This is a genomic window from Sphingobacterium sp. Ag1, from assembly GCF_000988325.1.
GTDB lineage: Bacteria > Bacteroidota > Bacteroidia > Sphingobacteriales > Sphingobacteriaceae > Sphingobacterium.
In genome coordinates this window covers 106,758-132,097 of sequence record NZ_LBGU01000043.1, presented here as the reverse complement: position 1 = coordinate 132,097, position 25,340 = coordinate 106,758, and the positions used below count along the sequence as shown (strand labels likewise).

25 protein-coding genes are annotated in these 25,340 nt (G+C 37.8%); 13 read left to right on the top strand and 12 right to left on the bottom strand.

All coding sequences use genetic code 11. The features are described 5' to 3' along the window. Positions 1-89: 89 nt before the first annotated feature. Positions 90-2,159: a M48 family metalloprotease gene (locus AAW12_RS18175; protein WP_046675079.1), complete on the bottom strand. Its 2,070-nt coding sequence runs from the start codon at positions 2,157-2,159 to the stop codon at positions 90-92. A 151-nt stretch (positions 2,160-2,310) separates the two neighbouring features. Next, a complete protein-coding gene (locus tag AAW12_RS18170) occupies positions 2,311-3,237 on the bottom strand; it encodes a 2-hydroxyacid dehydrogenase (RefSeq protein WP_046675078.1) in 927 nt (308 codons plus the stop codon). Positions 3,238-3,469: 232 nt separating this feature from the next. Here AAW12_RS18170 and AAW12_RS18165 point away from each other — a divergent pair, with 232 nt between their 5' ends. The 4 genes from AAW12_RS18165 to AAW12_RS18150 all read left to right on the top strand — a co-directional run bounded on the left by AAW12_RS18165 (position 3,470) and on the right by AAW12_RS18150 (position 7,200). Further along, on the top strand, positions 3,470-5,008 hold the full coding sequence (locus AAW12_RS18165) for an ArnT family glycosyltransferase (RefSeq protein ID WP_046675077.1): 1,539 nt from the start codon (positions 3,470-3,472) through the stop codon (positions 5,006-5,008). Positions 5,009-5,175: 167 nt separating this feature from the next. Then, positions 5,176-5,733: a hypothetical protein gene (locus AAW12_RS18160; RefSeq protein ID WP_046675076.1), complete on the top strand. Its 558-nt coding sequence runs from the start codon at positions 5,176-5,178 to the stop codon at positions 5,731-5,733. An 80-nt stretch (positions 5,734-5,813) separates the two neighbouring features. Next, on the top strand, positions 5,814-6,608 hold the full coding sequence (locus tag AAW12_RS18155; RefSeq protein ID WP_046675502.1) for a helix-turn-helix domain-containing protein: 795 nt from the start codon (positions 5,814-5,816) through the stop codon (positions 6,606-6,608). A 190-nt stretch (positions 6,609-6,798) separates the two neighbouring features. Beyond that, a complete protein-coding gene (locus AAW12_RS18150; RefSeq protein ID WP_046675075.1) occupies positions 6,799-7,200 on the top strand; it encodes a hypothetical protein in 402 nt (133 codons plus the stop codon). Positions 7,201-7,213: 13 nt separating this feature from the next. On the opposite strand, the gene AAW12_RS18145 is transcribed toward AAW12_RS18150, so the two are convergent. Next, positions 7,214-8,005, bottom strand: coding sequence for an NIPSNAP family protein (locus AAW12_RS18145; RefSeq protein ID WP_231585300.1), 792 nt, complete (start codon positions 8,003-8,005; stop codon positions 7,214-7,216). 210 nt (positions 8,006-8,215) lie between these two features. Here AAW12_RS18145 and AAW12_RS18140 point away from each other — a divergent pair, with 210 nt between their 5' ends. After that, a complete protein-coding gene (locus AAW12_RS18140) occupies positions 8,216-8,575 on the top strand; it encodes a response regulator (RefSeq protein WP_046675074.1) in 360 nt (119 codons plus the stop codon). 305 nt (positions 8,576-8,880) lie between these two features. After that, positions 8,881-9,393, top strand: coding sequence for a GNAT family N-acetyltransferase (locus AAW12_RS18135; RefSeq protein WP_046675073.1), 513 nt, complete (start codon positions 8,881-8,883; stop codon positions 9,391-9,393). Between the two features lie 105 nt (positions 9,394-9,498). Here the strand turns inward: AAW12_RS18135 and AAW12_RS18130 are convergent, their stop codons facing one another. From AAW12_RS18130 to AAW12_RS18120, 3 genes are all read right to left on the bottom strand, one after another. Continuing rightward, entirely contained in the window at positions 9,499-11,331 is a 1,833-nt protein-coding gene (locus AAW12_RS18130; RefSeq protein WP_053003797.1) for a cytochrome-c peroxidase, read from the bottom strand. Between the two features lie 34 nt (positions 11,332-11,365). Next, the gene (gene acpA / locus AAW12_RS18125; RefSeq protein ID WP_053003796.1) at positions 11,366-12,712 is read right to left on the bottom strand and encodes an acid phosphatase; all 1,347 of its coding nucleotides are present in this window, start codon (positions 12,710-12,712) and stop codon (positions 11,366-11,368) included. A gap of 158 nt (positions 12,713-12,870) precedes the next feature. Beyond that, entirely contained in the window at positions 12,871-13,254 is a 384-nt protein-coding gene (locus AAW12_RS18120) for a winged helix-turn-helix transcriptional regulator (RefSeq protein ID WP_046675072.1), read from the bottom strand. Positions 13,255-13,565: 311 nt separating this feature from the next. Between AAW12_RS18120 and AAW12_RS18115 the strand changes: the two genes are divergently transcribed. Beyond that, positions 13,566-14,249 (top strand): YceI family protein, encoded by a 684-nt coding sequence (locus tag AAW12_RS18115; RefSeq protein WP_046675071.1) that lies wholly within the window; start codon positions 13,566-13,568, stop codon positions 14,247-14,249. Positions 14,250-14,307: 58 nt separating this feature from the next. On the opposite strand, the gene AAW12_RS18110 is transcribed toward AAW12_RS18115, so the two are convergent. Both AAW12_RS18110 and AAW12_RS18105 read right to left on the bottom strand, forming a co-directional pair. After that, a complete protein-coding gene (locus AAW12_RS18110; RefSeq protein WP_046675070.1) occupies positions 14,308-14,985 on the bottom strand; it encodes an ATP-binding cassette domain-containing protein in 678 nt (225 codons plus the stop codon). Positions 14,986-15,436: 451 nt separating this feature from the next. After that, complete coding sequence (locus AAW12_RS18105) at positions 15,437-17,164, bottom strand: tetratricopeptide repeat protein (protein ID WP_046675069.1); 1,728 nt, start codon at positions 17,162-17,164, stop codon at positions 15,437-15,439. Positions 17,165-17,442: 278 nt separating this feature from the next. On the opposite strand from AAW12_RS18105, the gene AAW12_RS18100 reads away from it, so the two are divergent. Continuing rightward, positions 17,443-17,934 (top strand): GNAT family N-acetyltransferase, encoded by a 492-nt coding sequence (locus AAW12_RS18100; RefSeq protein WP_046675068.1) that lies wholly within the window; start codon positions 17,443-17,445, stop codon positions 17,932-17,934. 15 nt (positions 17,935-17,949) lie between these two features. Here the strand turns inward: AAW12_RS18100 and AAW12_RS18095 are convergent, their stop codons facing one another. Beyond that, positions 17,950-19,479, bottom strand: a complete 1,530-nt coding sequence (locus AAW12_RS18095; RefSeq protein WP_046675067.1) for a DUF2931 family protein — start codon at positions 19,477-19,479, stop codon at positions 17,950-17,952. A gap of 366 nt (positions 19,480-19,845) precedes the next feature. Between AAW12_RS18095 and AAW12_RS18090 the strand changes: the two genes are divergently transcribed. The 4 genes from AAW12_RS18090 to AAW12_RS18075 all read left to right on the top strand — a co-directional run bounded on the left by AAW12_RS18090 (position 19,846) and on the right by AAW12_RS18075 (position 22,756). Continuing rightward, positions 19,846-20,421 (top strand): GNAT family N-acetyltransferase, encoded by a 576-nt coding sequence (locus AAW12_RS18090; protein WP_197084085.1) that lies wholly within the window; start codon positions 19,846-19,848, stop codon positions 20,419-20,421. A gap of 171 nt (positions 20,422-20,592) precedes the next feature. Then, complete coding sequence (locus AAW12_RS18085) at positions 20,593-21,072, top strand: hypothetical protein (RefSeq protein WP_046675066.1); 480 nt, start codon at positions 20,593-20,595, stop codon at positions 21,070-21,072. An 85-nt stretch (positions 21,073-21,157) separates the two neighbouring features. Continuing rightward, positions 21,158-22,321 (top strand): PepSY-associated TM helix domain-containing protein, encoded by a 1,164-nt coding sequence (locus tag AAW12_RS18080; protein ID WP_046675065.1) that lies wholly within the window; start codon positions 21,158-21,160, stop codon positions 22,319-22,321. Between the two features lie 102 nt (positions 22,322-22,423). Then, on the top strand, positions 22,424-22,756 hold the full coding sequence (locus AAW12_RS18075; protein WP_046675064.1) for a winged helix-turn-helix transcriptional regulator: 333 nt from the start codon (positions 22,424-22,426) through the stop codon (positions 22,754-22,756). 2 nt (positions 22,757-22,758) lie between these two features. On the opposite strand, the gene AAW12_RS18070 is transcribed toward AAW12_RS18075, so the two are convergent. After that, complete coding sequence (locus AAW12_RS18070) at positions 22,759-23,217, bottom strand: VOC family protein (protein WP_046675063.1); 459 nt, start codon at positions 23,215-23,217, stop codon at positions 22,759-22,761. A gap of 382 nt (positions 23,218-23,599) precedes the next feature. Between AAW12_RS18070 and AAW12_RS18060 the strand changes: the two genes are divergently transcribed. After that, positions 23,600-24,223 (top strand): HPP family protein, encoded by a 624-nt coding sequence (locus AAW12_RS18060; RefSeq protein ID WP_046675061.1) that lies wholly within the window; start codon positions 23,600-23,602, stop codon positions 24,221-24,223. An 81-nt stretch (positions 24,224-24,304) separates the two neighbouring features. Here AAW12_RS18060 and AAW12_RS18055 read toward each other — a convergent pair whose 3' ends face one another. Both AAW12_RS18055 and AAW12_RS18050 read right to left on the bottom strand, forming a co-directional pair. Next, positions 24,305-24,568: a hypothetical protein gene (locus AAW12_RS18055; RefSeq protein WP_046675060.1), complete on the bottom strand. Its 264-nt coding sequence runs from the start codon at positions 24,566-24,568 to the stop codon at positions 24,305-24,307. A 255-nt stretch (positions 24,569-24,823) separates the two neighbouring features. Beyond that, positions 24,824-25,228, bottom strand: a complete 405-nt coding sequence (locus tag AAW12_RS18050; protein ID WP_231585299.1) for a VOC family protein — start codon at positions 25,226-25,228, stop codon at positions 24,824-24,826. Between the last annotated feature and the right edge of the window lie 112 nt (positions 25,229-25,340).

Here is a 25,340-nt window from a genome sequence, read left to right as displayed (position 1 = left end):
ATCCAATTTAAAATTGGGTTACTGTCTCTCAAAATTAAACCATTTCATTCGACGTACAGCGGGGACAAACCGTCAATATAGAAGGGCAATTACGACAGTTCTTTTTTCTGCCCCTTACCCTCCTCAAGGATAAGCATAAAATCTAAATAGTGCTTTTTCTTCGCGAAATGCTGATCATCCAATAACTTTTTATAGACCGAGATGGCATTAAAAAGAATTTGAAGATTATCCTCATTATAACGATCTACATTAAAATATATTAATTCCCTATTGATATAGGTGTCCAATGACATAAGCAACGTATCATCCAATTCGTCTTTGCTTCCAGGAAGTGCCATAAGTGTTGCCAGTTTCTTTTTTAACTCCCCTTCCATAGGTTTGACGTCTCGCAACCTAGCCTCAATATCTGCGAAAGGCAAAGTCTGAAATATAAACCGGGTGTTCTCCGTCATGTCAGCATAAAGTTTTTGTGCCTCTTCATAATTTTTATCGAAAAAAGCAAAATCATAATATCTCCGTTCAAACTCTTCACACATCCCCTGGTTATCCGCTAAGCGTGCAAAATAAGAGTGGATCTGTTGGTTATAGAGGGTAATTTTATGCTCCGTAGCTACAATATTGTCTTCAATTTTCCCCAGTAATTCGAAGGCATCCGCAGCACGATATTTTATACCATCGTAGTCAAACGACTTTAACTTTAATTCGCCTTTGCCGATTGCTTCAACGACATACTTATCATTTTTCAGGCTATTAAGTTCATATAATGCGTCAACTCTACTATCGGCAAATAATTCATCAAAAGTCGGCTTTGGCTGTTCCTGAAAAATTGGCGTTTCACCTTTTCGCACAGGATGATTGTAGTCATAGAAATCATTGAATCTTTGATCAACAGCATACTTGTTCATCCGATTTTCAAAATCCGCACTGAAAGATGCTATTTCTAACAGCGAAGGAGGATGTTGATACTGTACCTGCGCAAACAACTTGTCCGAAATCTTGTTTGTTACCGCAGCACGATTAGCTAGCAATTCAATAGCAGGTGCGTTGTTGATTTCTTTCTTGACAATATTAAGCTGCTGTAATGCCTTTACCCGATCTTCATCCGACGGATGAGACGACCATTGATCTTCAAGATTTAATTTCGATTTATCATATTTTTTTAAAGTCGCTAATTCGATCTGGGGAAAGCCATTTCGCACTTGATATCTATTGCGTTCCGCAAACAGGAGCATGACATAGCGATGCTCGGGATAAATATTGCGACTACGGATATTTTCAGAAAATTTGCTATCATAGAAGGTAAGCACATTATTTAGTGCATGATTTGCAAAACTCAAGCGCAGCAGCGAATCAGCCAAAGCCTGGGAACCGGCAACATGTGCCGCAATCTCATCCGCATGAAATTCCATCTCTCTCGATAATGCCAAATAATTGAGATTTACATATTCGTAAAGATGCTTCAAAATATGCTGAATCTGTTGGATAATAAACACTGATATGCCAATAAAAATCGCAGTGTATCCACTGATGTTGCCCCATTTATCAAACATATTATCCAGCGATTCATTCTTATACAGCATATTGTAGATAATCTGATTAACATGGTAAACATAGCTACCCACTTTCATGCTCTTTTGCGAGAAGTGTCCAAACTCGTGTGCAAGAATAGCCTTTAATTCCTGTTGAGTAACTGCATTCACCAGCCCCACACCAATCTGAAGATTTTTCTTAATGGGTAAAAACATACTCCAAAAACTAGAGTCATAGAATACAGATGCATTGACCTCATGCGATAGAAAAACTTTCTTTGGAAAGCTGGTATCAACTTCTTTTACGACCTCATGAATGAGTGCGAATAATTGTGGTTCGTCTCGCTCATATATCTGCGTAAGATGTCCCGTATCAACTTTTGTTGACGCAAAAACAAATTTTAATAAAAAGAACAGTATAGTCAGACCTGTAGCGAGTAAGCCCAAACATAAAATTGCAGTGTAAAACATGGGCTTGGCGGTGAAAATCATTATTCCAAGTATGGTAAAACCAACAGTAATACCTATTGCCAAGAGCAGTAGAATAACGTAAGTAATCGCAAACACAACAATAGATAAAATTGTTTTACGCGCGTGTTTCCTAAAGTTTGTAGATACTTGTACCTTCATAAATTGTTGATAAAGCAAGGATAATTGACTATATAAATCTAAAAAATAAAATCCACTTGCCTATAAGTTTACAGCAAACCAACTTTGCAAACTTATCCGATAAAATACCAATCAATGCATTATGCCGCAAACCCACGTACATCTTAAATTGCTAATAACCTTTTTGTAAAGAAACCTCATTGAGCAAAGGTCGCCCGTCAACCATTCTTCGATAGTTATCCACCACTTGTAAGACGGAAGAGCCAATATTTGTCCTACTCGCAACATGCGGGGTTATCACAATGGATGGGCAATCCCAAAAGGGATGATCTTGCGGTAATGGTTCTTGATGAAATACATCCAGATATGCTTCGGCAATTTTCTTTCCATCAATTGCATCCAACAAATCACTTTCCACGAGATGTTCCCCTCGACCAACGTTCACGAGTACAGTTTCTTTTGGGCACAAATTGAACAAATCACAACTTAGAATTCCCTTTGTTGCATCGGTCAATGGTAGGATATTAACCATAAAATCCGTGTCTTCAAGGGCAGAACGAAGTCTTTTCATTCCAGTAAACGAATTCACTCCCTTAAGATTTTTAGGTGAATTAGCCCACCCATTTACGTTGAATCCCAATTGGACCAACCTTTCAGCCACATAACCACCAATTTCGCCTAATCCTAAGATAGTAACCCTGGTTTCACCAATTGATTTGTATAGCAAGGGCTGCCAATGTTTCTTTTCTTTTTCGTTTATATAAGCCGAAAACTTCTTCATCGAATGCATCAAGCAAGTCAAAACATGTTCAAACATATCGCTTTTCAACATGGGATCGATAATCCTACAAATGCGGAGATGGGATGAAATACTCTTGGGAAAAAGGTGGTCTATTCCGGCGCCCCCAGACTGGATAACTTTTAAGTTTGGAAAATGAGTGTAATAATCTGCTTCAGGTTTCCAGCAAAGCGCAAATTCGACCGCATCATAATTTTCAATCTCAGGAAAGATCTCCACCTTTATTTCAGGTAAATATTTATTGATTTCGACCTTCCACTCCTCGGCCCTGGCCCTATTCAGTATTAATGCTATACTCATGTTTTGTTGGTTTACACGAAAATAACATTTTATGCCGATCTATCGTTTGCTTTCTTGGGGATTCTTAGTCTTACGTTTTTAAAAAATTTTGTGATGATTTCCTTTATTTAGACAAAACAGTGGGCTAGCTGTCTGCCCAAATTAGCTGAAACAATCGATTCTATTAAAAAACAAAGTTTAGAATCTATTTTAATCGTAAATTGGTGGAGGACATCCATAAACACAGATTCAGATGGCACTCAAAAACCGAATTATCCTAATAAGCCTAATCATTTTTAAATTCATCATGCAATACCAGTTGATTAGCCCAACCTACGAATTGCAGCGCGATGAATTCTTACATATAGATCAAGCAAACCATTTAGCTTGGGGCTACCTTTCCGTACCACCATTAACATCGTGGATTTCCTATCTCATCAAAATACTGGGCAATTCTGTCTTTTGGATCAAGTTTTTCCCGGCACTTTTCGGAGCCTTAACGATTCTTATCGTTTGGAAAACAATAGAATCGCTGAAAGGAAATCTATTTGCACAGCTCTTCGGAAGCTGTTGTATTATGTTTTCTGTACTATTCCGTTTGAATGGTTTATATCAACCTAATTCATTTGATGTCTTATGTTGGACCTCCATATATTACTGTATAATAAAATACTTAAACAACAGACAATCCAAGTGGTTATTTTATATGGCTATTGTTTTTGCGCTTGGATTTCTAAATAAATATAACATCGTATTTCTCATCTTGGGCTTGATCCCCGCAGTCGCATTGGTTCCGGAGCGAAAAATATTTACAGAAAAAAAGCTATATTACGGAATACTCATCGCCATACTAATTATCCTTCCCAATCTAATATGGCAATACAAAAATAACTTTCCTGTATTTGTTCATTTCAAAGAACTTCAAGATACGCAACTTGTCCATGTTAACCGATGGAGCTTCATACGTTCTCAATTTTTATTTTTTTTCGGAACCTTTCCCGTCCTCATTTTTGGATTATATGCACTGCTGAAATATCCTGTATTTAAAGCATATCGCCTATTCTTCTATTCGTTCTTTGTCACCCTCGGAATCCTCTTATTTTTAAGAGCGAAAGACTATTATGCTATAGGTCTTTACCCTATATATTTTGCATTTGGCGCAGTTTATATTTCATCACTTTTGGAAAATAAAACTGGTCAGATTTTAAAGCCTATTTTGATCGCTTTAACTGCGATCCTATTTCTTCCGGTCTATAATATTGCATTTCCCAATAGAAATCCGGCATATTTTGTGGACCATCCTGATAAATACAGGAAATATGGTATGTTAACATGGGAAGACGGCAAAGAGCATCCGCTCCCGCAAGATTTTGCGGATATGTTGGGATGGCAAGAACTTGCACGCAAAGTCGATAGTCTCTATGACCAAATACCTAGATCGGAAAATACGCTGGTACTTTGCGACAATTATGGGCAGGCCGGCGCCATAAACTACTATTCCAAACGCGGAATTAAGGCTGTTTCATTCAATGCTGACTACATCAATTGGTTTGATTTGAATAAAGCATACCGCAATGTTATTCGAATTAAAGACCGCTGGGAAAGAGAAAGAGAACTAGCAATAACAAGTCCTTTCTTCGGCAAATCAATATTGGCCGACTCCATTACAAATAGCTACGCCAGGGAATATGGCACAGTAATCTTCACTTTTATTCATGCAAAAATCAATATCAATGAACGTATCTCCAAAGAGATCACATCAGAAAAAACAGCGAAGAAACTTCCTTTGTAAATAAATCATTTTTTAAGCGATTAAGCTAATTCCAGTCTATTTTTTTATTAAAAAAATAGTATATTTAATTCAATAGCCAAAGGCTTCCAGCGCAAATGATACTTATCGTATATCTTCTGGTATCATAACTACGCCATGGAGCTTAACACCAAATTAACAGGATAATTATGCGCTTTTTGAATTTCTTGAAAGGACAAAGTAATTTGAGACAGATTGACGTTAGTGAAGACGATGATTTTGTAGATTTACAGCTGACCGTCACAAAATACTGGAAAGATGACGACGAACATCATATTGTCCAAGCTAAGGGGCTTTGGGGTAGAGAGATAGTTGGTTTGGCAATCGCCTTTCGTCCCGACATGAAATTGGGCATTGTCGATACCGAAGTCGATAAACAAAGGTTTTATCGCGAAGGGATCAATTTCTATTCGATTGGCAAATTAAGTGACAATTTTACCAAAGCCTTAAATAGCCTCTTTAAAATTGATGGTACATCCTTTAAAATGCACGATAATATTGGATCGACCGCCTTTATCGTCAGTGGGCACCCGGAATATTTTGATGAAGAATATATTAAAGCTAAAGTTTTCTTTGACGACGGAAATGAAAAACATCATTACGCGGAATGGTATGTCAACATCGATTTAAAACACAATATTCTCGAACTTCGAGAAAAAGACCCCGGATATAGAAAAAACATCATTAGTATCTTGACAAATGTTTAAATTTGAGCGTGAATCCCTCAGCCTCAAAAAAAAATAATACCATCCCATTAAATTCATTTCCTAATGAGTTTAATTCGGGAATGGCTATAAAAAGGAATGCTGTCAGAAATTTAGAGTTAGCTAAGATAAGTCAGGCACATCGTGATGATTTCTACTTGTTTTTTATTCTTGAAGAGGGAAATGGAATATTTGAGGTAGATTTTCAGCGCTATCAATTAGGCTCCTCCGCCGTAATGATCATCCAGCCTTACCAAGTACATCGGGGTTTAGCTATGGATTACAGCGCTTTTAGTGTCTTAATGATCAGTGTAGAAAACCTAAACTCAGACTACGTAAACGCGCTAAAGGATATTACGACGATTGCTCCCATCGAAATCGATCAGGATACAATGGCGGTCTTATCCCAGACTGTAGACACCTGTTTAAAAATCAACGAAAGAAGACATGAAAAACTATATACTGCACTAATGAAAGATAGCTGCAATACCATCGCGGCACTTATTATCTCGCAGTATTTAATCCAATCAACTAAAAGTGATGCACAGTCTAGATTCGAACTGATCAGCAAACAGTTCAGTTCACTGTTAGATAAAGATTTTATTGACATTAAACAGCCTAGAGTATATGCAGAGAAAATGAAAATATCAACGGCCTATCTCAATGAATGTCTCAAAAAAACAACCGGAAAACCCGTTACTTATCATATTCAGCAACGTATTGTATTAGAAGCAAAACGTTTGCTCTACCATTCAAATAAATCTGTAAAAGAAATTGCAGTAGAGCTAGGTTATGATGACTATCCATATTTTTCACGTCTATTTTCAAAAGTAACCGGTATGACAGCTCTTACCTTTCGAAATAGAAACCTTGAATAGTCCAATATTTACCACTTTTTATCTCTTTTAAACTAGAGCGAATTGGTATTTCTTTGTGTTAGAAAGCTTGGTTCAGCCCGTCGTTAGCGACAACTCGAACAGCGTCTTTAATGATTATCTAAATCCGACAGAAAGGAGATCGTAGTCCATTAAATATCAAGAAGAACACCACAAATAAAAGAGAAAAGGAATGAGATATTTTATCGCTGAGCCCGTCGGGCATATCAAAAACGATTTATTTTTTGAAGTCGCAAATTTTCTTTGGGACAGTGGAAATGAAGTTGCTTTAGGAAAAAACAGGATATGCGACTGTGAAAAAATGCAACATGATGACTATGATTACACCATTTCATTAGTCCCTAATAACGAAACTGTTGAGTCCTTATTTAAAACACACTACACCATCCTAGGCAAATATTTTGACAAAATTAATAACAGCAATCCGATGCTAATATTAGCAAATACCGGCATTTATACGAATGCCCTTCCCTATCCCCATAAGATTTACAGTTTTGAAAAATTGGACAAACAGGCGTTAGGCAGCTTTTTTGACTGGTGCAAAAAATTCAATTTGTTTGTTAGGAGAAGATAAACAAGGTCAACCACTAAATATCAGAATATGCAGTGGGATATAACAATACTTTTATACTCTTGGAAACGTTATTCTGATATTGCGGTAAATCCTGCATTGGTTTGTATAAAGGTCCAAAATCTTTCCAATGTATATTCCGATCCTCCATGTTTTCAAATGCCGTCAGATACATCAGGTTGGGCATTGTGCTACCGGCAATCACCTGTCCATAAAAAACAGCATTAAAATTCAGTTTTTTGAAAATATCGATCTCTCCATTGTTAAACATCGCTATCTTATTTGCAGAAAGCTGCTCGGTTGCGGCCTCATAACTGCGTAGTTCATAAATGCGTTTATTTTTTTCAGCAGATAATTTAGGAAGCGCCGATTTGGGCATTCCTTCAAATGCTTTCATCCATATTGTCTCCAACCTTTTGAAAGGAGGATTACTATAACCTGCCTCAATATAAGCCTTTCCAGCCTCCAGGTATTTTTGATCTTTGGCAAGCCGCTGATCCAAATTAACCAGTAAATTGAGATCAGAAGCACTGATGAACACATAAACCAATCTATCTTGACCAGCAGCATTTTCTAAGGGCTTAAATACCCCGACCTCTTTAAATCCCAATTTATGCAATGCCGGCAAATACGCCGATTCAAGATACTGATCAATGACTTTCTCCTGCTCATCGTTCTCATAATGATATACTTTCAATTGAAAATACGCTTGTTTCGATTTCTCAAAAGCGAACAGGCAATTTCCTGCCATGATAAATAATAGCGGCAATATGAAATGCCAATTGGGAATAAAAATGTATTTTTTCATTAGAATTCAGGACAACATTGGATATTAATTAAAAAATAAAGATAATACTATTTTTGAAAGTTCAAAATTAGACTAACCCAGCAAATTAACTCCCTTTTTCATCTTTATATATCGAAAATACGGGTTTATACTTATTAGAATCGGTATTTTAACCTTATTCTCGCAATAGCTTTTTATTTAATTTAGCTCCACCTTTTTTAAAGCTGCAACATGTCAAACAAAACAATACTTATGTTGGACGATGATAAACATGTCCTTGAAATATGTACTATAATCCTCGAAACAAATGGCTATAATATGGCGGTCTCTGAAACGTCTCATGATATTATCGAAAAAGTAGAAGAGGTACATCCTGATTTAATTTTGATGGACAACTGGATACCCAAAATAGGCGGTGTAGAAGCCACACGGTTGCTCAAAAATCATCCCTTATATTGCAATATCCCTGTCATCTATCTATCCGCTAATACCGATATCGAAACACTAGCCCAGCAAGCCGGAGCAGACAGCTATCTCGCCAAGCCTTTTGATTTAGAAGACTTAGAAAATAGAATAGCCGAACTACTGTAGTTCTATTCTTATAATTCAGCACCTTTACATATTTTAGCACCATTACGGAAATGCTACTCGTGAAACTTATATTTTGATGTCCTAATTGCGCATAAGGCCACATTGAAACGAATAGGATCATGTGTTCCTTTAATATAATTGCGGCTTGCTCAATTGCAGGCATATATCGTCGTAGTTGTCGCGCCATAATCATCGGGAATCAGCAATTGAGAAGGAATGCTATACCACATTTGAAGTATAAATAATAATACATACTTTCGCGTTATAGTATTAGAAATAATCATTAAGACAGCATTAATTACGTTATGTCAGAGCCCGTTTTAGCATTTCAATCAGGTTCATTCCATATCCGTCAGCTTGCAGAGAACGAATCTCCACTTTACAAAGCGATGCGTATCGAGTCAATTCAAACCGAACCTACACTTTTTAGACGGAGCACTCCTCCTGAAATAGAACTATCTGATTTGGATTGGGCAGAACGCATAAGATACCCACGCATTGTTTTTGGTCTTTTCGAAAATGAAAAAATGATTGGGATAACCAGCATGCTGCTGTTGAATAAAGAAGAGGCCTACTTTGGTCAGTCCTTCATACAGCCGCTGTACAGAAAATTAGGTCTATCGAGTCTTTTGTATAAAATAAGAATGGCGTGGGCCACCGAGAATCAATTAAGAAAACTGACGATAAGCCATCGTGAAATAAATATGATTTCGAAAGCCGCTATCCAAAAAGCCGGTTTTCATTATAGTCATAAAGAACTTGTGCAATGGCTCGACGGAACGACTGGTTACTCCATGTATTATAGTTTATTCCTATAGTCAGTAAGGCTAACTAACTTGACTGTTGATCAATCCCGGCAAACCAAGATAGGGTAAAAATAATAGCTTTTCCATCTTGAATGCGTATATTGAATCGTAGTCATTTTATTGGCTTTCGAGACTTTCCATAAACGCAATAATATCTTTCATTTCCTTTTCACTCAGATGCAAATTTTCATCTGACAATGTCTGATTGGATAATTTGATCCCCAATCCTGCCCCACCCCCATTATTATAAAATTCCATGACCTCATCCAACGTCCGATAGATCCCATTGTGCATATAGGGAGCAGTTTTCTTTACATTCCGGACAGAAGGTATTTTAAAAGCATATTTATACGAATCAACACCAATGATATCATAGTAGCCTAAATCCGAATCCAGCACAGAATCTTTCATGGATTTTGGAACTCCTAGGACTTCGACTTCGCTCTGAATAAATTTGGGCGGTGTAACACCGTTGAATAAAGGAAGGAAATGACAGGTCGCACATTTTCCCTTGCCCATAAATAAATTAAACCCATTCACTTCCGATTTGGACAATGCGTTCTTATCCCCACGCATATAATCATCAAATCGGCTATTGATTTTGGTCAGGCCACGAATATAGGAAGCAAGTGCATTGCTTACCTGCTCTGCTGAGATTGGGCCATCCGCTGTATTGAATGCTTTATTAAATAATGACCGATAGATTTTATCCGAAGAGACATATTGAACGATATCAGTTACCGAGCCGTCCATTTCCTGCTTATTACCAATGACATCGTATATCTGATCTTCCAGCGTCAACGAACGCATATCATAGAAGTAGTTGGACTGTAAGGCCGCATTGAGCAAAGTAGGCGTATTACGTTTGAGCAAACGTCCCGAACCGTGAATGTCCACTTGCAAGTTCAACCCATCTGTAAATGCGAGGTCCGGATGATGGCATGAAGCGCAACTTCTCGTATGTGTTCCTGACAAAGCAACATCATAAAATAATTTCTCTCCCAGTACGGCCTTTTCATTGCTGAAGTGAAATTTCGGTCCCGGGCTAAAGGCATCTACATTAAATGCATTCAGATCAAACATCGTATTGACGTCTTGCCGAAGCATTCGATTGTATCTGATTTTAGGGCCAGGCAGATTACGTTCCAACTGTGCTATCTCTGTACTGATGTTGTTGGCAAATTGGGTAATGAATTGCGCTCTATCGAACGATTCAAATTCCGCGTGTTGTTGCAAATATTTGATCGCCCCTTTAAGCATCAATGGTAGCGTTTCTTTTCTACCTTCATATTGCAAAAGAATTTGCTGTAGACTGCCTAACGCCATAGAAGACTCGATCATACTATTTCGAGAAAGTGCATTATCAAATCCGGTAATCCCCAAAGATATAATCCGAAATACTTCAAGTTTCGAAGCATCCAAAATGCGCCAATCCTCCAATTGATGATCTTCAAAATAGGAAATCAAATAATCCGTATTGGTTATCAAATGTTCGATTTCACGAATTAGCTTTTGCCTATTGCTATTATCGTAAGTGGGATAGATAAGCTCTTCAATCACCTGCAATCCAATAGGCTCCACCCCTCTAGCCAAAGAGGGATCCAACAAATCCGCATTTTCAACTTCCTCCACCGGAGGTCCATTTAACCTTCTGGATAGATCTGCAGTAAAATACTCCGAAGCCCATTCAAACTTTTTAAAAAGTAGCCTTGTCGTCAAAAAGGCTCTTCTGAGACGTAGCGTATCCACCGTACCTTTCTGTACTTCGGCCTGCAGCGTATCCTTGATATATTTCTTAAAAGAAAGCATCTGACCCAGTACTTCTTTCTGAATCAGATGCTCACGGGCATTACCCTCTTTTTGTTTTGTATAAACAGGCTGCCCTGTAGTAAATCCGAGGGTAAATACTATTGCAACCAATAAGATAAAAACGACAACCTTTTTACACATAGTTCAATTTCCTATCTCTCGATATAAAAACCGACTATTTGAAAACGAGCGCATTTCTAAAGGGATTTGCTTTTTTATCCCTTTCAGCAAGAGGGTCTATTCCCCAGCGTTTTTCTATAAATGAAAGGATGCTCACTGTCTCATACGGCGTATGATCCACTACACCACGCTTAGCAAATGGTCCAATGACAATTGCCGGGATTCGGCTACCAGGTCCCCAGCGGTCAACGACGGGTGGGTTAACATGGTCAAAAAAGCCACCAAATTCATCGTAGGTCAAAATCACCAACGCATCTTTTGCATTCGGTCCCTCCAATACAGCATTGATCAAATTAACAGCAAGTTGCTCTGATGAATAGACTGCCGAACTTCCAGGATGCTCATCATTGCCCCCACCTGGTTTAACAAAAGATACACTAGGAAGCGTTCCTTCTTTTGCGGCCTTGATAAAATCGTTTTGATCCTTCATGTGTTGTCGTCCTTCCTTACCATCCTCATAATTAGCAAAATATAAAAAAGGCTCATGATTGTAGGCAAAATTATTTTTACGTTCGGCAACAGCGTCATCCCAGCCTTCTGAATACCAAGCCCAACTTACATTTTTCGCTGTCAAGCGATCGCCAATGGTCGGCATAGTCTGAGAAGGTAATAATTTGGAAGTATCAGATTTCGCAGGATAAGGTTTGTTGCGAGAAAGCACATGATTGATTGCATAACCATCTGGCGTAACTACACCATCTTTAATCATCTTTCCATTTGCATCGAGTTTAGCAACCATTGAGCTTGGTGCATCAGGCCAAACAGGAATAGCCGCAGAAATCATATAAATATGATTTAAATAGGATCCGCCGAATACACTCTGAAAGAAATTATCACATAATGTATAGGCTTTGGCAAACGGATACAAAGGTAGCTTCTCTGTATTGTAATAGCCCATCGCTAAACCTTTGGAATCATTATAGAGTGCAAATTTATCCATCTTTCCACCATTGATCTGCAATTGATTATGATAAAACCGATGTGTAACATCGGGCGTCGCCTTATCCGAAGGTACATATTGGTCTATATTAAAAAATTGATTGGGTAGATTGGTTGGAAAGGAATTGTTACGTGGAATTTCGGGGAGGTATTGGTAGGCTTTACCATTCTCGTCTACCTGTAAAAAATCACCCTTTCTGACATTCGCTATGCCATTGGCTCCCTTGAATTCGCCATAAAGATTGTCAAAACTATGGTTTTCCATATAAATAACAACCACATGGTTAATTTTTTTGATACCTTCATCAAAGGGAATCTCTTGGTGTCGGGCGTTTTTGGTAACTCCGCAACTGCTGATACTCAAAACTCCAAGAGACAAATAAAGTAAGTGTTGTAACCGCATCCTGTCTTCTTTTTAGTAGGTTAGACTGTAATTTCTAGAACAAACTTACAATTATTATCGTTTTCATAACCTATAATCAAAGGGATTTGCTACCAACGTATCAGGTTCTTTACAGGCATCCTCCCTCTTATCACTAAAAGTAAAGGCGTGTTTACATACTAGGTCGTTGCTTCCAGTTCCCCATTCTTGGTATAAAGCTTACTTCGGTAAGTTATACCCCATTTAGTAATCTCATCGATGATTGGGCCCAAAGTTTTTCCGCATTCGGTCAATTCATACTCCACCGTCAGAGGTTTGGTATTTAATACTGTTCTTCTGATCAGCTGGTTCATTTCTAAATCCTGCAGTTCTTTAGACAACATCTTCGCACCTATCCCCTCAACTTCGCGCAGCAGTTCCATAAAACGTAATTTCTCAACCAACAATAAGGTACCTATAATATGAAATTTCCATTTTCCGGCCAAAATCTCCATGGTATCGTTAATGGCCAACACACGTGTTTTGCATGCACCTGACGACGTTAAAGTTGCTTCCTTTTTCATTACATTATTTTTTTATTCATGTACGCTCTACCCTCACAGGCTTCCTTATCCCCGATACGATCAACGATAAATGAACACACAAGCAAAGCTTGGTGCCACTGACATGATTTCTTTATTCTTACAAAAATACGCATTTATAAAGTTACAGACCACTATCTTTTTGGAAAGTAGTTTCTTTAAGGAAACTGATACCAAAAATAAACTATCTATCATCTACCTTTGTATCGACAACATCAGGAGCTGCAAATTGGCACAGTTGATGCGGCAAAATATAAAGTGTAAAAAACATATAAAAAATAAAACGATTAAAAATGAAAAAGCAATTAATCTCGGGTTTAGCCCTTATCCTGTTGTTAGCTTCTTGTCAAAATACAAATGGCGACAAAGCAACAACAACAACTGCTCAGGAAGTAACTGAACAAAAAGGACAGACTTACACTGTTGAGGCAGATAAAAGCTCATTAAAATGGACTGGTTACCATAAAGGCGGTTTAAACCCAAGATATGGTGTTTTGAAAAGCGAAGGAACACTTTCAGCTGAAAATAATACAGTTACTGGTGGTACTTTCACTATTGATGTCAATTCTATTCTGACAGATACAGCTTCTGTAGATCCTGCAACATCTGGTGGTAAAAAATCATCAGATTTGGATGCACATTTAAAAAGTGCTGATTTCTTTGACGTAGCAAAATATCCGACTGCAAAATTCGAAATCACCAAAGTTGGCCCATTCGATGCAGCGCAAGGAAAAAGTGTTGTTGCTGATGCGACAAATACAGTTAGTGGTAACTTAACCATCAAAGATAAAACGGTGAATGTAACTTTCCCTGCAAAAATCACTTTCAATGGTGATGAAGTAACATTCTATTCTAAATTTACGATCCAAAGACAAGATTGGGGTCTTACATACGGTACAGAAGGTAACCCTCAAGATTGGATGATCGCACAAAACGTTGACATTGAACTTAATGTCACTGCAAAAAATGCGAAATAGATTTCGATAGCGCTTCGTCGCTCTTAGCAAATAGATTAATCGGGTAAACTCTACTTGATTAATCTATTTGATTTAAATAACCTCCAAATACGAGCTCGTCTTCATTCAGGACATGAATCAAATGTGAATCTTTTAGGAGGTATAATCGGTCACTTAATTCCATTACCTGCCTAAAATAATGATCTGATATCAATATTCCTTTTCGATGTTTTACTAGCTTAATATGTTCTTTAATAAGCTCAATATAAATAGGGCTAAGACCGACAAAGGGTTCGTCAAGTAAAGCGATGGATTCTTTGGTATAAACGATCAATAGCGTTTCAAACAAACGAATCATCCCCAAAGATAGGCTGCTCAATCGCCTATTTAAATTCTCTTGAGTCAATGGAAGCTCCAGTAAATTAAGATCATCTATTTGAAAAAATTGAAGGGCTTCAGAAAGCAATAAATTTCTAGGCAAAAAACCTTCCTGAGGGAGATAGGTAATCTCTCCTGTCTTGTAGCCTTTTTCAAATTTAACACCCTTGCAACGCATGAAAGCAAAATCCGCTTTAATACGTCCAAATATGACGTTCATCAGGGTAGATTTCCCACTGCCATTTCTGCCCAAAATTCCGACTACTTCGTTCTGTGCACATGTCAAATAAAGCCCATTAAGGATGCTTCCCCCACTGCGACTAATCGATAAACTATCTATGTATAATAGCTCATTAGATAAATTTTCAGACTCCAACATAAAATTATAAATAACAAAAAGTCGATTACAGAAAGTCTTATTAGCAAACTTGTAGGAGATATATGCAAATTTTTCAGAAAAACTTCCTTCTTAGGAAGATGAAAAGTATATTCGGCAATAAAAGAAGTAATAGAGCCAATGACTTTAAGCCAAAAAATGAACATATAGAATGACACCAAACCAATGGAATTCAGTATAAAATGTGGCGATTGCAAAAGAATACAGCCTGTCACAAATAAATTAAAGAGGACAATGAATCTAAAAAATTTTAAACTCAACTGTATCGTCTTGATGGAGTTCAATAGGAAATATATTAGCTACTTTATTATCGGCGTTATCGTAATAAACAGGTTTTAAACGCTGAAATGAATATAGCCAAAAAAAAATAACTGTACATCATTTTTAACATTCCTTAACTTCAGCAGATACACCTGACCGTACTTCAAGATCCTTACACTTCAGTGTGCTCTAATTTTTTCTTCAACCGTTGTTTTGCCTTACGAACGGCTTCCACCGAAACACACAGCAATTCACTCATACTCGCATTACTTAAATCCAATTTGAGCAGCGCTAATATCTTAAGATCATTCTCGGTAACCTTTGGATAAGTTTGCCGCATTTGTGTCAGATAAGCTGGATACACTTTGTTAAAAACATGTTTGAATTTTTGCCACCGCTCATCTGTCATAATGTGTTGCTGCAAAAGCGCATTCAAATTATCCGTAACCTGCGTGATGTACGCCGGATCAGATTCGGAAATCGTCGCCACCTCCTGCCTAAGTTGCTGGATAACGACATCATTCTGCCGGATGGTGGCTGTAAATTCAGTCAAAGAGTTTCGTAAAATCATTAGCTCCTGATCTAGCAATTGTTTTTCATAGGCAAGCGCAAGTTGGTCTTTTTCTAGTAAAGTATTCCGCATCTGAATTTTAATTTTCGACTTATTGACCAACAACACAATTATGGCAAAAATCAAGATAAGAACAATGCCTATAAACTGATACATCCGTTTTGTCCGAATCCGTTTTTCTTCAGTAGCCTGTATAGTCCGATTGTATTTTTCAGACTCCCTTTGCCACAGCATTTTCTGTATCTCTTTATCATTCATCCTTTTTTCCAACGAATCTTTCAATATCAGATACAAATGCAATTGCTTAAGCTCCTCCCCTCCACGTCCTAACCCCCGCATGATGTTAGACTTGGATTTTGCTAATTCTACTTTATATTTTAAAAAATAGGGCTTATCTTCCATCAAACGCTCACAGGTCATCACATATTGCTCGGCCAATTTCCACTCTTTTCGTTCGATATACCAATTTGCTAAATTGAGATTTGCACGCATCGCATCTTTCCGCTCATTATAACGCATAGAAAGCTCAATATTTTTCTTAACTAACGCAATAGCTTTTTCCTTTTCACCTTTTCGCCATGCATGATCTGCTAGATTACCCGAAATGATACCAATCCAAACCGAATCTTTCGCCAATTTAGCCTCACCCATTGCGTGATTCAAATAGGTAAAAGCTTGGTGATTGAGCGAGTCCTTTGCCAGATATACCGCAATGGAATTGATCAGATCGATACGCTCCCGTGAAGCAGACTTTGTAAAAGGTAGCGCTTCCTTTAAATAAACAACAGCATTTGCATGTTCACCAATGTAGCTGTAGAAACTCGCCATAAATTGGTAATGCTTGACTACCAAAGGGATTTTTTTGATAGTAACTTTAGATTTTAAATCATTCGCTCGTAAAAAGAACGGAAATGCTTCCTTTACCCGTCTATAGATAAAGTTGTAATATCCTTCACGGGCACAACCCAACATTTCTAATTCAGGATCCGGATGTACACGGAGCAACTGCTCAGCCAAACGATAATAGCGCTCAGATGATGAATTTATGCGATCAAACGCAATTGAGAAACCGTCAGCCATACGCATATAATAAGCCCATTTTAAAGCAACACTTCTTTTTTTGTCTGCCAATTCCAAAAACGGCGCCAAGGCATTTTTCAATTTTATCGTATCACCATCAAACCTAATAGGCAACTGAAGAGCAGCCTCCAGTTGGACAACAGGGTTTTTAATTGCAGCTATTTCCACTACAGATTGCCCACATACATGATTAAAGTTGCTTGACAATACCAAAGAAACGAATACAAAAAAATAAAATATGGTCTTCATGCTTGAAAAAGGTCAATTTCAACGTTCTGTCTGCCTATTGGCATAACCGATAAATTAATTTCAACAATTCTGTGAAATTAATACGCAAAATCCTCCGAGAAAATGGTTAATACTGACTTGTTGTTCGTAAATCGGATCGCCGACTTGCGGTTATAAATATAATATTTATAACTTTAACATAATTACACGTTTTCATTAAAATTTCGCCTTTTTTTGATACCACTGCAACCCATTAGGTTTGGCATATCAGGCCTTTTATCTAACACTTTTTCCAAAAGATGAACAAAATCCAAACAAAAACAATGGGATTGACTCTCCGAAAAGGAGTATTGCAAGATCTGCAAGAAATGTTAATCCTATTTTCTGAAACTATTGCGACTGTATGCGCAGATGATTATAATAACGAGCAAATTGCAGCATGGGTATCGTCCGTCAATAATCATGGCCGTTGGCATCGGCTAATCGAAGATCAGTATTTTATTGTAGCTATGCTAAATCAGAAAATGGTCGGGTTCGCTTCCCTCAATCATGGAAACTATGTTGATGTCATGTATGTCCATAAAGATTTTCAACGCCAAGGGATTGCTCAAAAACTTTATACTACATTGGAAGATGAAGCAAGAAGACAAGAAAGAACTTTGGTGACTGCTGATGTAAGTAAAACCGCGAAACCCTTTTTTGAGGCAAATGGATTTAAAGTTATCGCTGAGCAGATACAAATAAGAACTGAAGTCGAAATACCAAATTATACCATGAAAAAAGATCTTTAGATTCACTTCCAAATTTTAGAAATGCTCCCCATAGTCGATTACCTCAGTTTTCAAAAGCAGCTTACTTTCACTATCAGTTCTTAATGTCGCTGTTGCTATGTTAGTCTTTGTGTCAACACTGAACTCCAGCATAGCCCCAACGTCCTTTTTGTCATTAAAAAATGAAGCGAAATTCTTAAATGTCTCAGTTTCATCAAACAAAAACCGCGCAGCACATCGGTTATTATGCTGATCATACCATTTGATGTACACATCTTTGGGAATACCTCGAGATGCCATGTCCATATCCCGAAGACGCTCATCAAAGACAAAACGTTCGGAATTATAAAATTCAAAGTCCGCATCAAATGCTTTTATGTCAGAAGACAATACAAATTTAGGCTGTACAGGATAACGTTGCCGTAATTTATCCCAGTAGCCATAGGGAATAGGTTTATTTGCAATGGCTTGTTGAACATCCGAAGGAATAATCGATGTATCGGACAATACTTGATCGCGCCATTCCTGATTAAAGACATTACCGTACGCTCCATTATCTTTGGATGTATTCGTAGCATGGATCACTACTTTTTCGGCTTGATAACGACCGATTTCGACCTGACGACGTCCTGTCCCACCGGCCCATACTACAAGTACACCGCCAGGAGCAAAACCCAAAATAATCTTATTATAATGTTCATCATTAGTTTTGATCGCTCCTTTTTCTTGGTATGGTGTACTGAACAACCTCCGCAATTTACTATAATCAATCGGACCGTTCATGCGATAAAAAACATCTTCAGCAAAGGAATACCAAGTAATGTCTAATGCCTTAGGCAATGACATCACCTGCTCATATGTACCGCCTCCAGCTTGTCCCCACACGGCGTGATAATTCACGATATTGCCTTCACTAAATGTAAATTCATAATCTTCATCTTTCGGAAAGATAAAACGGCCACTATATAACTGGACGGGATAAGCTGCTGGATTACTCATCGCACAGAACCATTTATAGCGCCCTTCTCTGATATTATCTTCTTGTGTTAGGCGTTCTTCCCTGAGGTCATTAAACTCACGTATTGTCGTTGAGAACGCGAATATAATCGGTAGTAAAATAAGATATCCAAGCAAAGTCGGAACCAAATATTTCCAGGATTTTATTGCCCATGTGATAATCACGCTACTAAAGAATGTCAGGAAAATACTGAGTGTTAAAATCAAAGGAAACATTTCCTTAATCACTCCCCCTAAATCTGCATAAAGCCGATGCTCGTATTCATCACCCAAGGTTGATAAAAAAAGAAGTACCGGAAGCAATAAAGAAAATAAGCAATAAAAAAGAAAACCGTAGCCAAGTTCAAAAGCGAATCTTGGTTTCTCTAAGACCTTTAACTTCTTCCGAAAGAAATTAAAATGGAAATAAACCAAGGCGATAACAATAAAATAAGGCGAACAACAAAATGCGGCATAAACCATATTTAGATCTGCATTCTGTACAAGTAAGGTCGCAATTAGGCTGATGATAGCAACCAAAAAAGCAGAAACTGTCGCTCTTATAATCATTGTAATTTGTTTTTAATCCAAAAAAAGCTGCCGAAAGACGTACAACTGACAACAACACGATTCAAAAATAACAAGAAATGTCTTATGAATATAAGCCGATCAATATTCAAATACATTGATCAAATATTCGATCCAACGTGGACAATATATTTTTTTCACAAGAAGTATTTAATTAACTGTTATCCGTTTTCGTCAGGATCGATACATTGAGCCATTTCATATTACATTCAATAAACGCTCGACTTTATCCCCTCTTCAGCGAGATATCGCTCGTTATAGTAAAATTTCTTCGAAAAAAAATACGATCAAAAGCCCTTTGACGAAAATCATTTAAGTTTGCTAACTTCGCTTTTATTCTTCAAAAAAATGGATATACATCATAACATTAGAAGTGCCCAGGAAAGTGACGCACATCATGTCCCTGAAATTATGCTCCAGGCAATGGAAGACATTATATTTCGCTTTATCAAAAAAGAAGATCGAAGCGAGGCTGTAAATTTCTTAACGCAGCTCTTCAAGCAAAAAGGTAATCTCTATAGTTATGAGCATACGTTTGTCGCAATTGACCACAATGGACATATTTTAGGCTCATTAACCGGTTACGATGGTGATCGGTTTATTGAATTAAGACAGCCTATTTTGGATCATATGAAGGAACTGTACAATAATAATTTGATTCCAGAAGCCGAAACAATTGGCGACGAATTTTATATCGATTCAATTGCGGTTGCTCCCATTGCACGGGGCAAAGGTATCGGAACAGAACTTTTAAATTATGCGATTACACATGCCAAGCAAAATGGTTTTAAGAAAGTTGGCCTGCTCGTCGACCTAGAGAATCCCAATGCACAAAAACTCTATGAAAGGATTGGTTTCAAACTCGGCAAAAAAACTCCTTTAGTAGGGGGCGAATATTATCACATGTATATTCAACTTGATTAGATACGGCTTTTACTAGTTTATCGCCATTTCAGGCCTTATCCCGCTAATCAGTATCTTTTGAGAAGAAGTCCAAGCAGCTCTGGCAGACAACACCAATTAGATCAGACATAACCATTGATCAATTGGCAAGGATTTTGTATTCTAGAAAATAACTATGAAAATTTGGGAATAATGAAAAAGCTAATTTCAATTGCGGTGGGCTGTCTAAGCCTAGTTCTGGCGACGCCAGCTTTAACACAAGCACAACACAGAGGACATGGTGACCATGGCTGGCATGGCAACAAGGACCGGGAAAAATACATTCGAAAACGGGAAAAAGAGTACGACAAATATGTGCGCGAACGCGATAAGCAAGATCGCAAATACTGGAAACATGCATACGAACATGATCATGGGCGTCCCAGATGGGCTAGTGCACATCACTACGACATGAGACATCATGTGTACTTTAGCGATTACAAAACGTTCTATGATCCTTATCGGGGCGGATATGTTTATATGACCAATGGCCGATGGAACTTTTCTGTGAATGTGCCTTCTTTTCTCGTGAATGTCAACTTAGGAAATGCTGCGATTCGTGTGGTCAAAGATGTACCTCTTGACAGAAGACCAGAAGAGTATTACGACGATAATGAGGATTGGGACGATTAACGGTACGATTAAACTTTACGTTTATTTAGAATAATTACTGATAATACTGTATTTTTGCGCTGTTCATCCAATTGACAGCGCATCTATGACAAATAAAAGAGCTAAACAAAAAAGCCTAAAAAATATACTTAGAAAATTGCATCTTTATTTGGGCTTATTATTTGGTATAATCTTTTTTACTGTTTGCGTGACAGGGATGTTATTGAGCTTTGAAAAAGAGCTTACCCCACTTTTATGGCCGAAAGAACAGCAGGTAACCGTACAAAGCAATCGGCTTTCCCTTGCACATATTTCCCAAAAAGCCGAAGCTATATTTCCGGACAAGAAGTTGTTTCGCATCGAAATTCCAGCAGATCCTTCCCGTAGTTTCCGTATTCAGTATGGACAAAAAAAGACCGGATACTGGTATGCATATATAAATCCTTATACAGGAGCACTATTATCCAAAGGTCGGCAGAGTGACCGTTTTTTTCAAAAGACTTTGGATATCCATCGTTTTCTTCTCGTCGAAAAAATCGGAAGTACCCTAACTGGAATCTCAGCTCTAGCGGCTTTCTTTCTTACCCTAAGTGGTATTTACCTTTGGTGGCCAAAAAATAAATCCATGCTCAAACAACGTGTAACGATGAAAATGGCAGCCTCTCTCAAAAGAAAAATCTGGGATTTTCACGCAGTGGGCGGTTTTTACGCATCTTTGTTTTTAATTATTTTTACCTTAACGGGATTGACCTGGAGTTTCGATTGGTACAATAAACAATTCTATAAAGTATTGGGTTCACCCCAAAAATCAACAAAAGAGAAGATCGGCAACATCAACAATCAGGCTTTTTCAGATTACCTCGTGCTGGATACGATCTATCAGCAGCTAAACAGCCTATATCCCAGCTCTGGAAATATAATTATCACGTTTCCTGAAAAGAAGGACTTAGCTTTTGCACTAACTAAGGAAAATTTTTCAAATGCAACTTTACAGATCAACCAGGCTTTCTTTGACAGTAAATCCGGACAACTACTTAAAAATAACCCTTTAGAAAAATTACCTTTGGCGCAACAGGCTCAACGTATGATGAAATCTATTCATATGGGGTCGATATTTGGATTACCTTCTAAAATTATTGTATTCTTAGCCGTTACACTGGCCACTTCTCTCCCCATCACAGGGATATGGATATGGTTAAACAAAAGAAGAAAGAAGAAACCGTCAAAAAGCCAAAAGAAGAAAGCAATTCAACTTCAAACCATAGCATAGCATACCATGCGTATTATCCTTACTTTTAAACTTATTCAAATGGATTCTTATATCAGACACACGACTAGATAATATTAGAAGAAATGATCGATATTAGCTGCTATGAAAGACCGCAAAGAAAATTCGACGAATGCAATCAATGAAAAAGCATTACAACAGTTCTGTAACGCCTCCAAGACGCTGGCATTATTCAGTGGCCGATGGAAGCTTTCGATTCTATTCAAACTCCTGGAGCAGGATACGAACTACTCGGAATTCAAAATTCTCCTCCCCCAAGTCAGCGATCGTACACTTGCAAAACAATTGAAAGAATTACAACTGGACGGACTCATTCAAAAAGACCGAAGTAAAACAGCATCAATCTATTCGCTGACCGATAAAAGTCGTAAACTAAAACCCCTATTGGCGGCGCTTTCTGGGTTTAACAACGACTAACCTTAACTAAAATCAACACGCTCCAAAAACTCAATCACTTCCCCATTCGGACTGTAAACGAGGCTATTTCGCACAAAAACATCTTTTTTACCTTGGCTGAGTATGAGTTGAAATACTCCATCACTCAAATCTTGAGCACCATGGGCGATAGCCTGTATTCGGGCATCTTCGGCGTCTTCTACCGTAAAACACATATGAAGTAGCGCATTCTCGACATATTCCTCCCCTTCTATACGCCTTCTTCCCTGCGTTGGAATAGTAGCATTCTTATCACAAATTTCCAAATAATAGCCAATAGAGGCATTAAAAAGCATAGCACAACGTTCTAAATTAAACTCGGGTAATGACCATTCATGCACAATAATAAAACCGAGATTTTCATAAAATCCAATTGTCTTATCAAAATCCTGAGCCTTAATCGACAGGTGGTGAAAACCCACAATATTATCTTTCAATTCCATAAAGTATATTTTTTGAACAAAACTAATGTGTTTTTCTGGAGACTGGAACAACTTACAAAATTGTAAGTTGCGCTGGTGGCCATAAAAGAGTATACGTCAAAACTAGCAGTATCAGAGGGAGATTTTAAATTATAGGAGATAGATTTTATTATTTTAATGTACTTTTGCCCATTAAATTTCTCGATCTGAACAAGGAATAAAAGCTTTGTAACGACCATGAGTCTATAAATATGAGGTATTCATTAGACATCATTTCGATGGACTTTACTGTCCAAAGTATCGTGACATCCAACATAAGAAATCGGATGTTATAAATTCTTCAAAAATCGAGATAGAATGCGCAAAGTTTAAAGCCCTTAGTCTATATATATTTGCAAATAAAATGAAACAGCATCTTCACCGACAATTACGGATCTATAGATATGTAATCTATAGAGAGACGTTAGTCGATCCTTGGGAACATTTTTGGTCATTTATTGGCGCCTTTGTAGGAATATTTATTATCGCTTATATCCAATCTCTTCATTTACCTTCGCTGGAAAATATCTTTTTGATAGGCTCCTTCGGAGCTTCCTCGGTTTTGGTTTATGGTGCCATACAAAGTCCACTTGCCCAACCCCGCAACTTAATTGGTGGGCATGTTGTTTCTGCAATCGCCGGTGTTACCGTTGCACAGCTCCTTCCCGATATTATCTGGCTGACCGCTCCCTTCGCCGTGGCCTTGTCCATTGTTTGTATGCAGCATACACGCACGCTACACCCTCCTGGTGGAGCAACAGCACTCATTGCCGTCAGCAGCGGAACAAAAATTTCATCGATGGGATATTGGTATGTATTAAGTCCAGTACTATCGGGTTGCATAATTTTATTCCTGGTGGCTCTGATCTTTAACAATATCACGAAAAAGAGACATTATCCTGTAAAAAAATCACGTTTGCGCCGCTCAAGAAGACAGCATTTAAAAACCCGTTTTGAAACAAGTAGGAGCCCATCGAGTCTTGATTAAAAGTCTTTATGATCTATTGAATAATACGATCTAAAACTAATAAAGGATAGCGTTTTGGGTAGACGCCCAAACGCTATCCTTTTATGATCGCTTCTTCCCGTCATCTAAAACAGTTATTATAGCCCGATAAATTCCATACAGAAGGAATAGTAAACTCGTAATTGTAAGCCCCAAATACTCCACCACCCAAGCAATAAGTATGGCGACCAAATGGATTTTACCATTCTCCGGTTTAAATGCGGCACCTGAATAAACGTAATAAGCGATGGAACCAAATAAAAGAATCCATATTATCGCATAAACATAATGAAGCGGATTTTTGCTGAGCTTTCTATTTCTAAACATATGTCAAGTTTTATGATCTAATACTGATCCGCTTATCTAACACGAACGAGCATTTCGTCAAATGTAGGGTGCACATCCGTTTTTGACAAGCTATAACTATAATTCGCTTACCCTGATTTAATATTCGTACTTCCTATAAAAAATCGCCCGCGGCAATGGTCGGCATACACTTGCTTCGCTACGTTAAAATCAAAAGAAAAAGTCCCTTACATTACTGCAGGGACCTTGCTTTCACCGATTATTCCGTTGTGATTTTTATGCGGTTGGAAATTTGCTCATATCCATGTAAAATATCTCCCAGGTATGCCCATCAAAATCTTCAATACTTCGCTGCTGCATAAAACCATAGTCTTTCATTGGCGTGGGCTCTATACCACCAGCTTTCAGTCCTTTATCAACAATTTCGTTCACACGATCCAGACCTGAGACAGCAAGTGAAAATAGTCCTGCGATCTGTTTTTTTGTATCTGCAAGCGGTTTCTCCGTAAATGTTTTAAACTTATCCGGAGATAAAAGCATAACAAAAATATGCTCACTCCAAACCATACATTTACCTTGCTCATCCGAAAACTGAGGATTGTTCGTAAAGCCCAATTGTGTATAAAAATCCATTGACTTATTCACATCTGCTACTGCGAGATTTATAAATATCTGTTTCATCATTTAAAGTTTAATTGCTACTGATCTAACAAAGATGAAAATTTCCGTCCATAAAAAACTTGGCCTATGCGAAGATTTTTATTCAGCATCAATAAACTGGTGGAATAGCCAA

Excerpts from the sequence above, each read along its gene's own strand:
- AAW12_RS18085 (WP_046675066.1), top strand. The coding sequence starts at position 20,593 with ATGAAAAAGCTAATTTCAATTGCGGTGGGCTGTCTAAGCCTAGTTCTG.
- AAW12_RS18080 (WP_046675065.1), top strand. The coding sequence starts at position 21,158 with ATGACAAATAAAAGAGCTAAACAAAAAAGCCTAAAAAATATACTTAGA.
- AAW12_RS18155 (WP_046675502.1), top strand. The coding sequence starts at position 5,814 with ATGGCTATAAAAAGGAATGCTGTCAGAAATTTAGAGTTAGCTAAGATA.
- AAW12_RS18100 (WP_046675068.1), top strand. The coding sequence starts at position 17,443 with ATGAACAAAATCCAAACAAAAACAATGGGATTGACTCTCCGAAAAGGA.
- AAW12_RS18070 (WP_046675063.1), bottom strand. The coding sequence starts at position 23,217 with ATGGAATTGAAAGATAATATTGTGGGTTTTCACCACCTGTCGATTAAG.
- AAW12_RS18160 (WP_046675076.1), top strand. The coding sequence starts at position 5,176 with ATGCGCTTTTTGAATTTCTTGAAAGGACAAAGTAATTTGAGACAGATT.
- AAW12_RS18110 (WP_046675070.1), bottom strand. The coding sequence starts at position 14,985 with ATGTTGGAGTCTGAAAATTTATCTAATGAGCTATTATACATAGATAGT.
- AAW12_RS18175 (WP_046675079.1), bottom strand. The coding sequence starts at position 2,159 with ATGAAGGTACAAGTATCTACAAACTTTAGGAAACACGCGCGTAAAACA.
- AAW12_RS18095 (WP_046675067.1), bottom strand. The coding sequence starts at position 19,479 with ATGATTATAAGAGCGACAGTTTCTGCTTTTTTGGTTGCTATCATCAGC.
- AAW12_RS18050 (WP_231585299.1), bottom strand. The coding sequence starts at position 25,228 with ATGAAACAGATATTTATAAATCTCGCAGTAGCAGATGTGAATAAGTCA.
- AAW12_RS18075 (WP_046675064.1), top strand. The coding sequence starts at position 22,424 with ATGAAAGACCGCAAAGAAAATTCGACGAATGCAATCAATGAAAAAGCA.
- AAW12_RS18105 (WP_046675069.1), bottom strand. The coding sequence starts at position 17,164 with ATGAAGACCATATTTTATTTTTTTGTATTCGTTTCTTTGGTATTGTCA.
- AAW12_RS18055 (WP_046675060.1), bottom strand. The coding sequence starts at position 24,568 with ATGTTTAGAAATAGAAAGCTCAGCAAAAATCCGCTTCATTATGTTTAT.
- AAW12_RS18130 (WP_053003797.1), bottom strand. The coding sequence starts at position 11,331 with ATGTGTAAAAAGGTTGTCGTTTTTATCTTATTGGTTGCAATAGTATTT.
- AAW12_RS18140 (WP_046675074.1), top strand. The coding sequence starts at position 8,216 with ATGTCAAACAAAACAATACTTATGTTGGACGATGATAAACATGTCCTT.
- AAW12_RS18120 (WP_046675072.1), bottom strand. The coding sequence starts at position 13,254 with ATGAAAAAGGAAGCAACTTTAACGTCGTCAGGTGCATGCAAAACACGT.
- AAW12_RS18145 (WP_231585300.1), bottom strand. The coding sequence starts at position 8,005 with ATGAAAAAATACATTTTTATTCCCAATTGGCATTTCATATTGCCGCTA.
- AAW12_RS18150 (WP_046675075.1), top strand. The coding sequence starts at position 6,799 with ATGAGATATTTTATCGCTGAGCCCGTCGGGCATATCAAAAACGATTTA.
- AAW12_RS18135 (WP_046675073.1), top strand. The coding sequence starts at position 8,881 with ATGTCAGAGCCCGTTTTAGCATTTCAATCAGGTTCATTCCATATCCGT.
- acpA (WP_053003796.1), bottom strand. The coding sequence starts at position 12,712 with ATGCGGTTACAACACTTACTTTATTTGTCTCTTGGAGTTTTGAGTATC.
- AAW12_RS18060 (WP_046675061.1), top strand. The coding sequence starts at position 23,600 with ATGAAACAGCATCTTCACCGACAATTACGGATCTATAGATATGTAATC.
- AAW12_RS18170 (WP_046675078.1), bottom strand. The coding sequence starts at position 3,237 with ATGAGTATAGCATTAATACTGAATAGGGCCAGGGCCGAGGAGTGGAAG.
- AAW12_RS18115 (WP_046675071.1), top strand. The coding sequence starts at position 13,566 with ATGAAAAAGCAATTAATCTCGGGTTTAGCCCTTATCCTGTTGTTAGCT.
- AAW12_RS18165 (WP_046675077.1), top strand. The coding sequence starts at position 3,470 with ATGGCACTCAAAAACCGAATTATCCTAATAAGCCTAATCATTTTTAAA.
- AAW12_RS18090 (WP_197084085.1), top strand. The coding sequence starts at position 19,846 with ATGGATATACATCATAACATTAGAAGTGCCCAGGAAAGTGACGCACAT.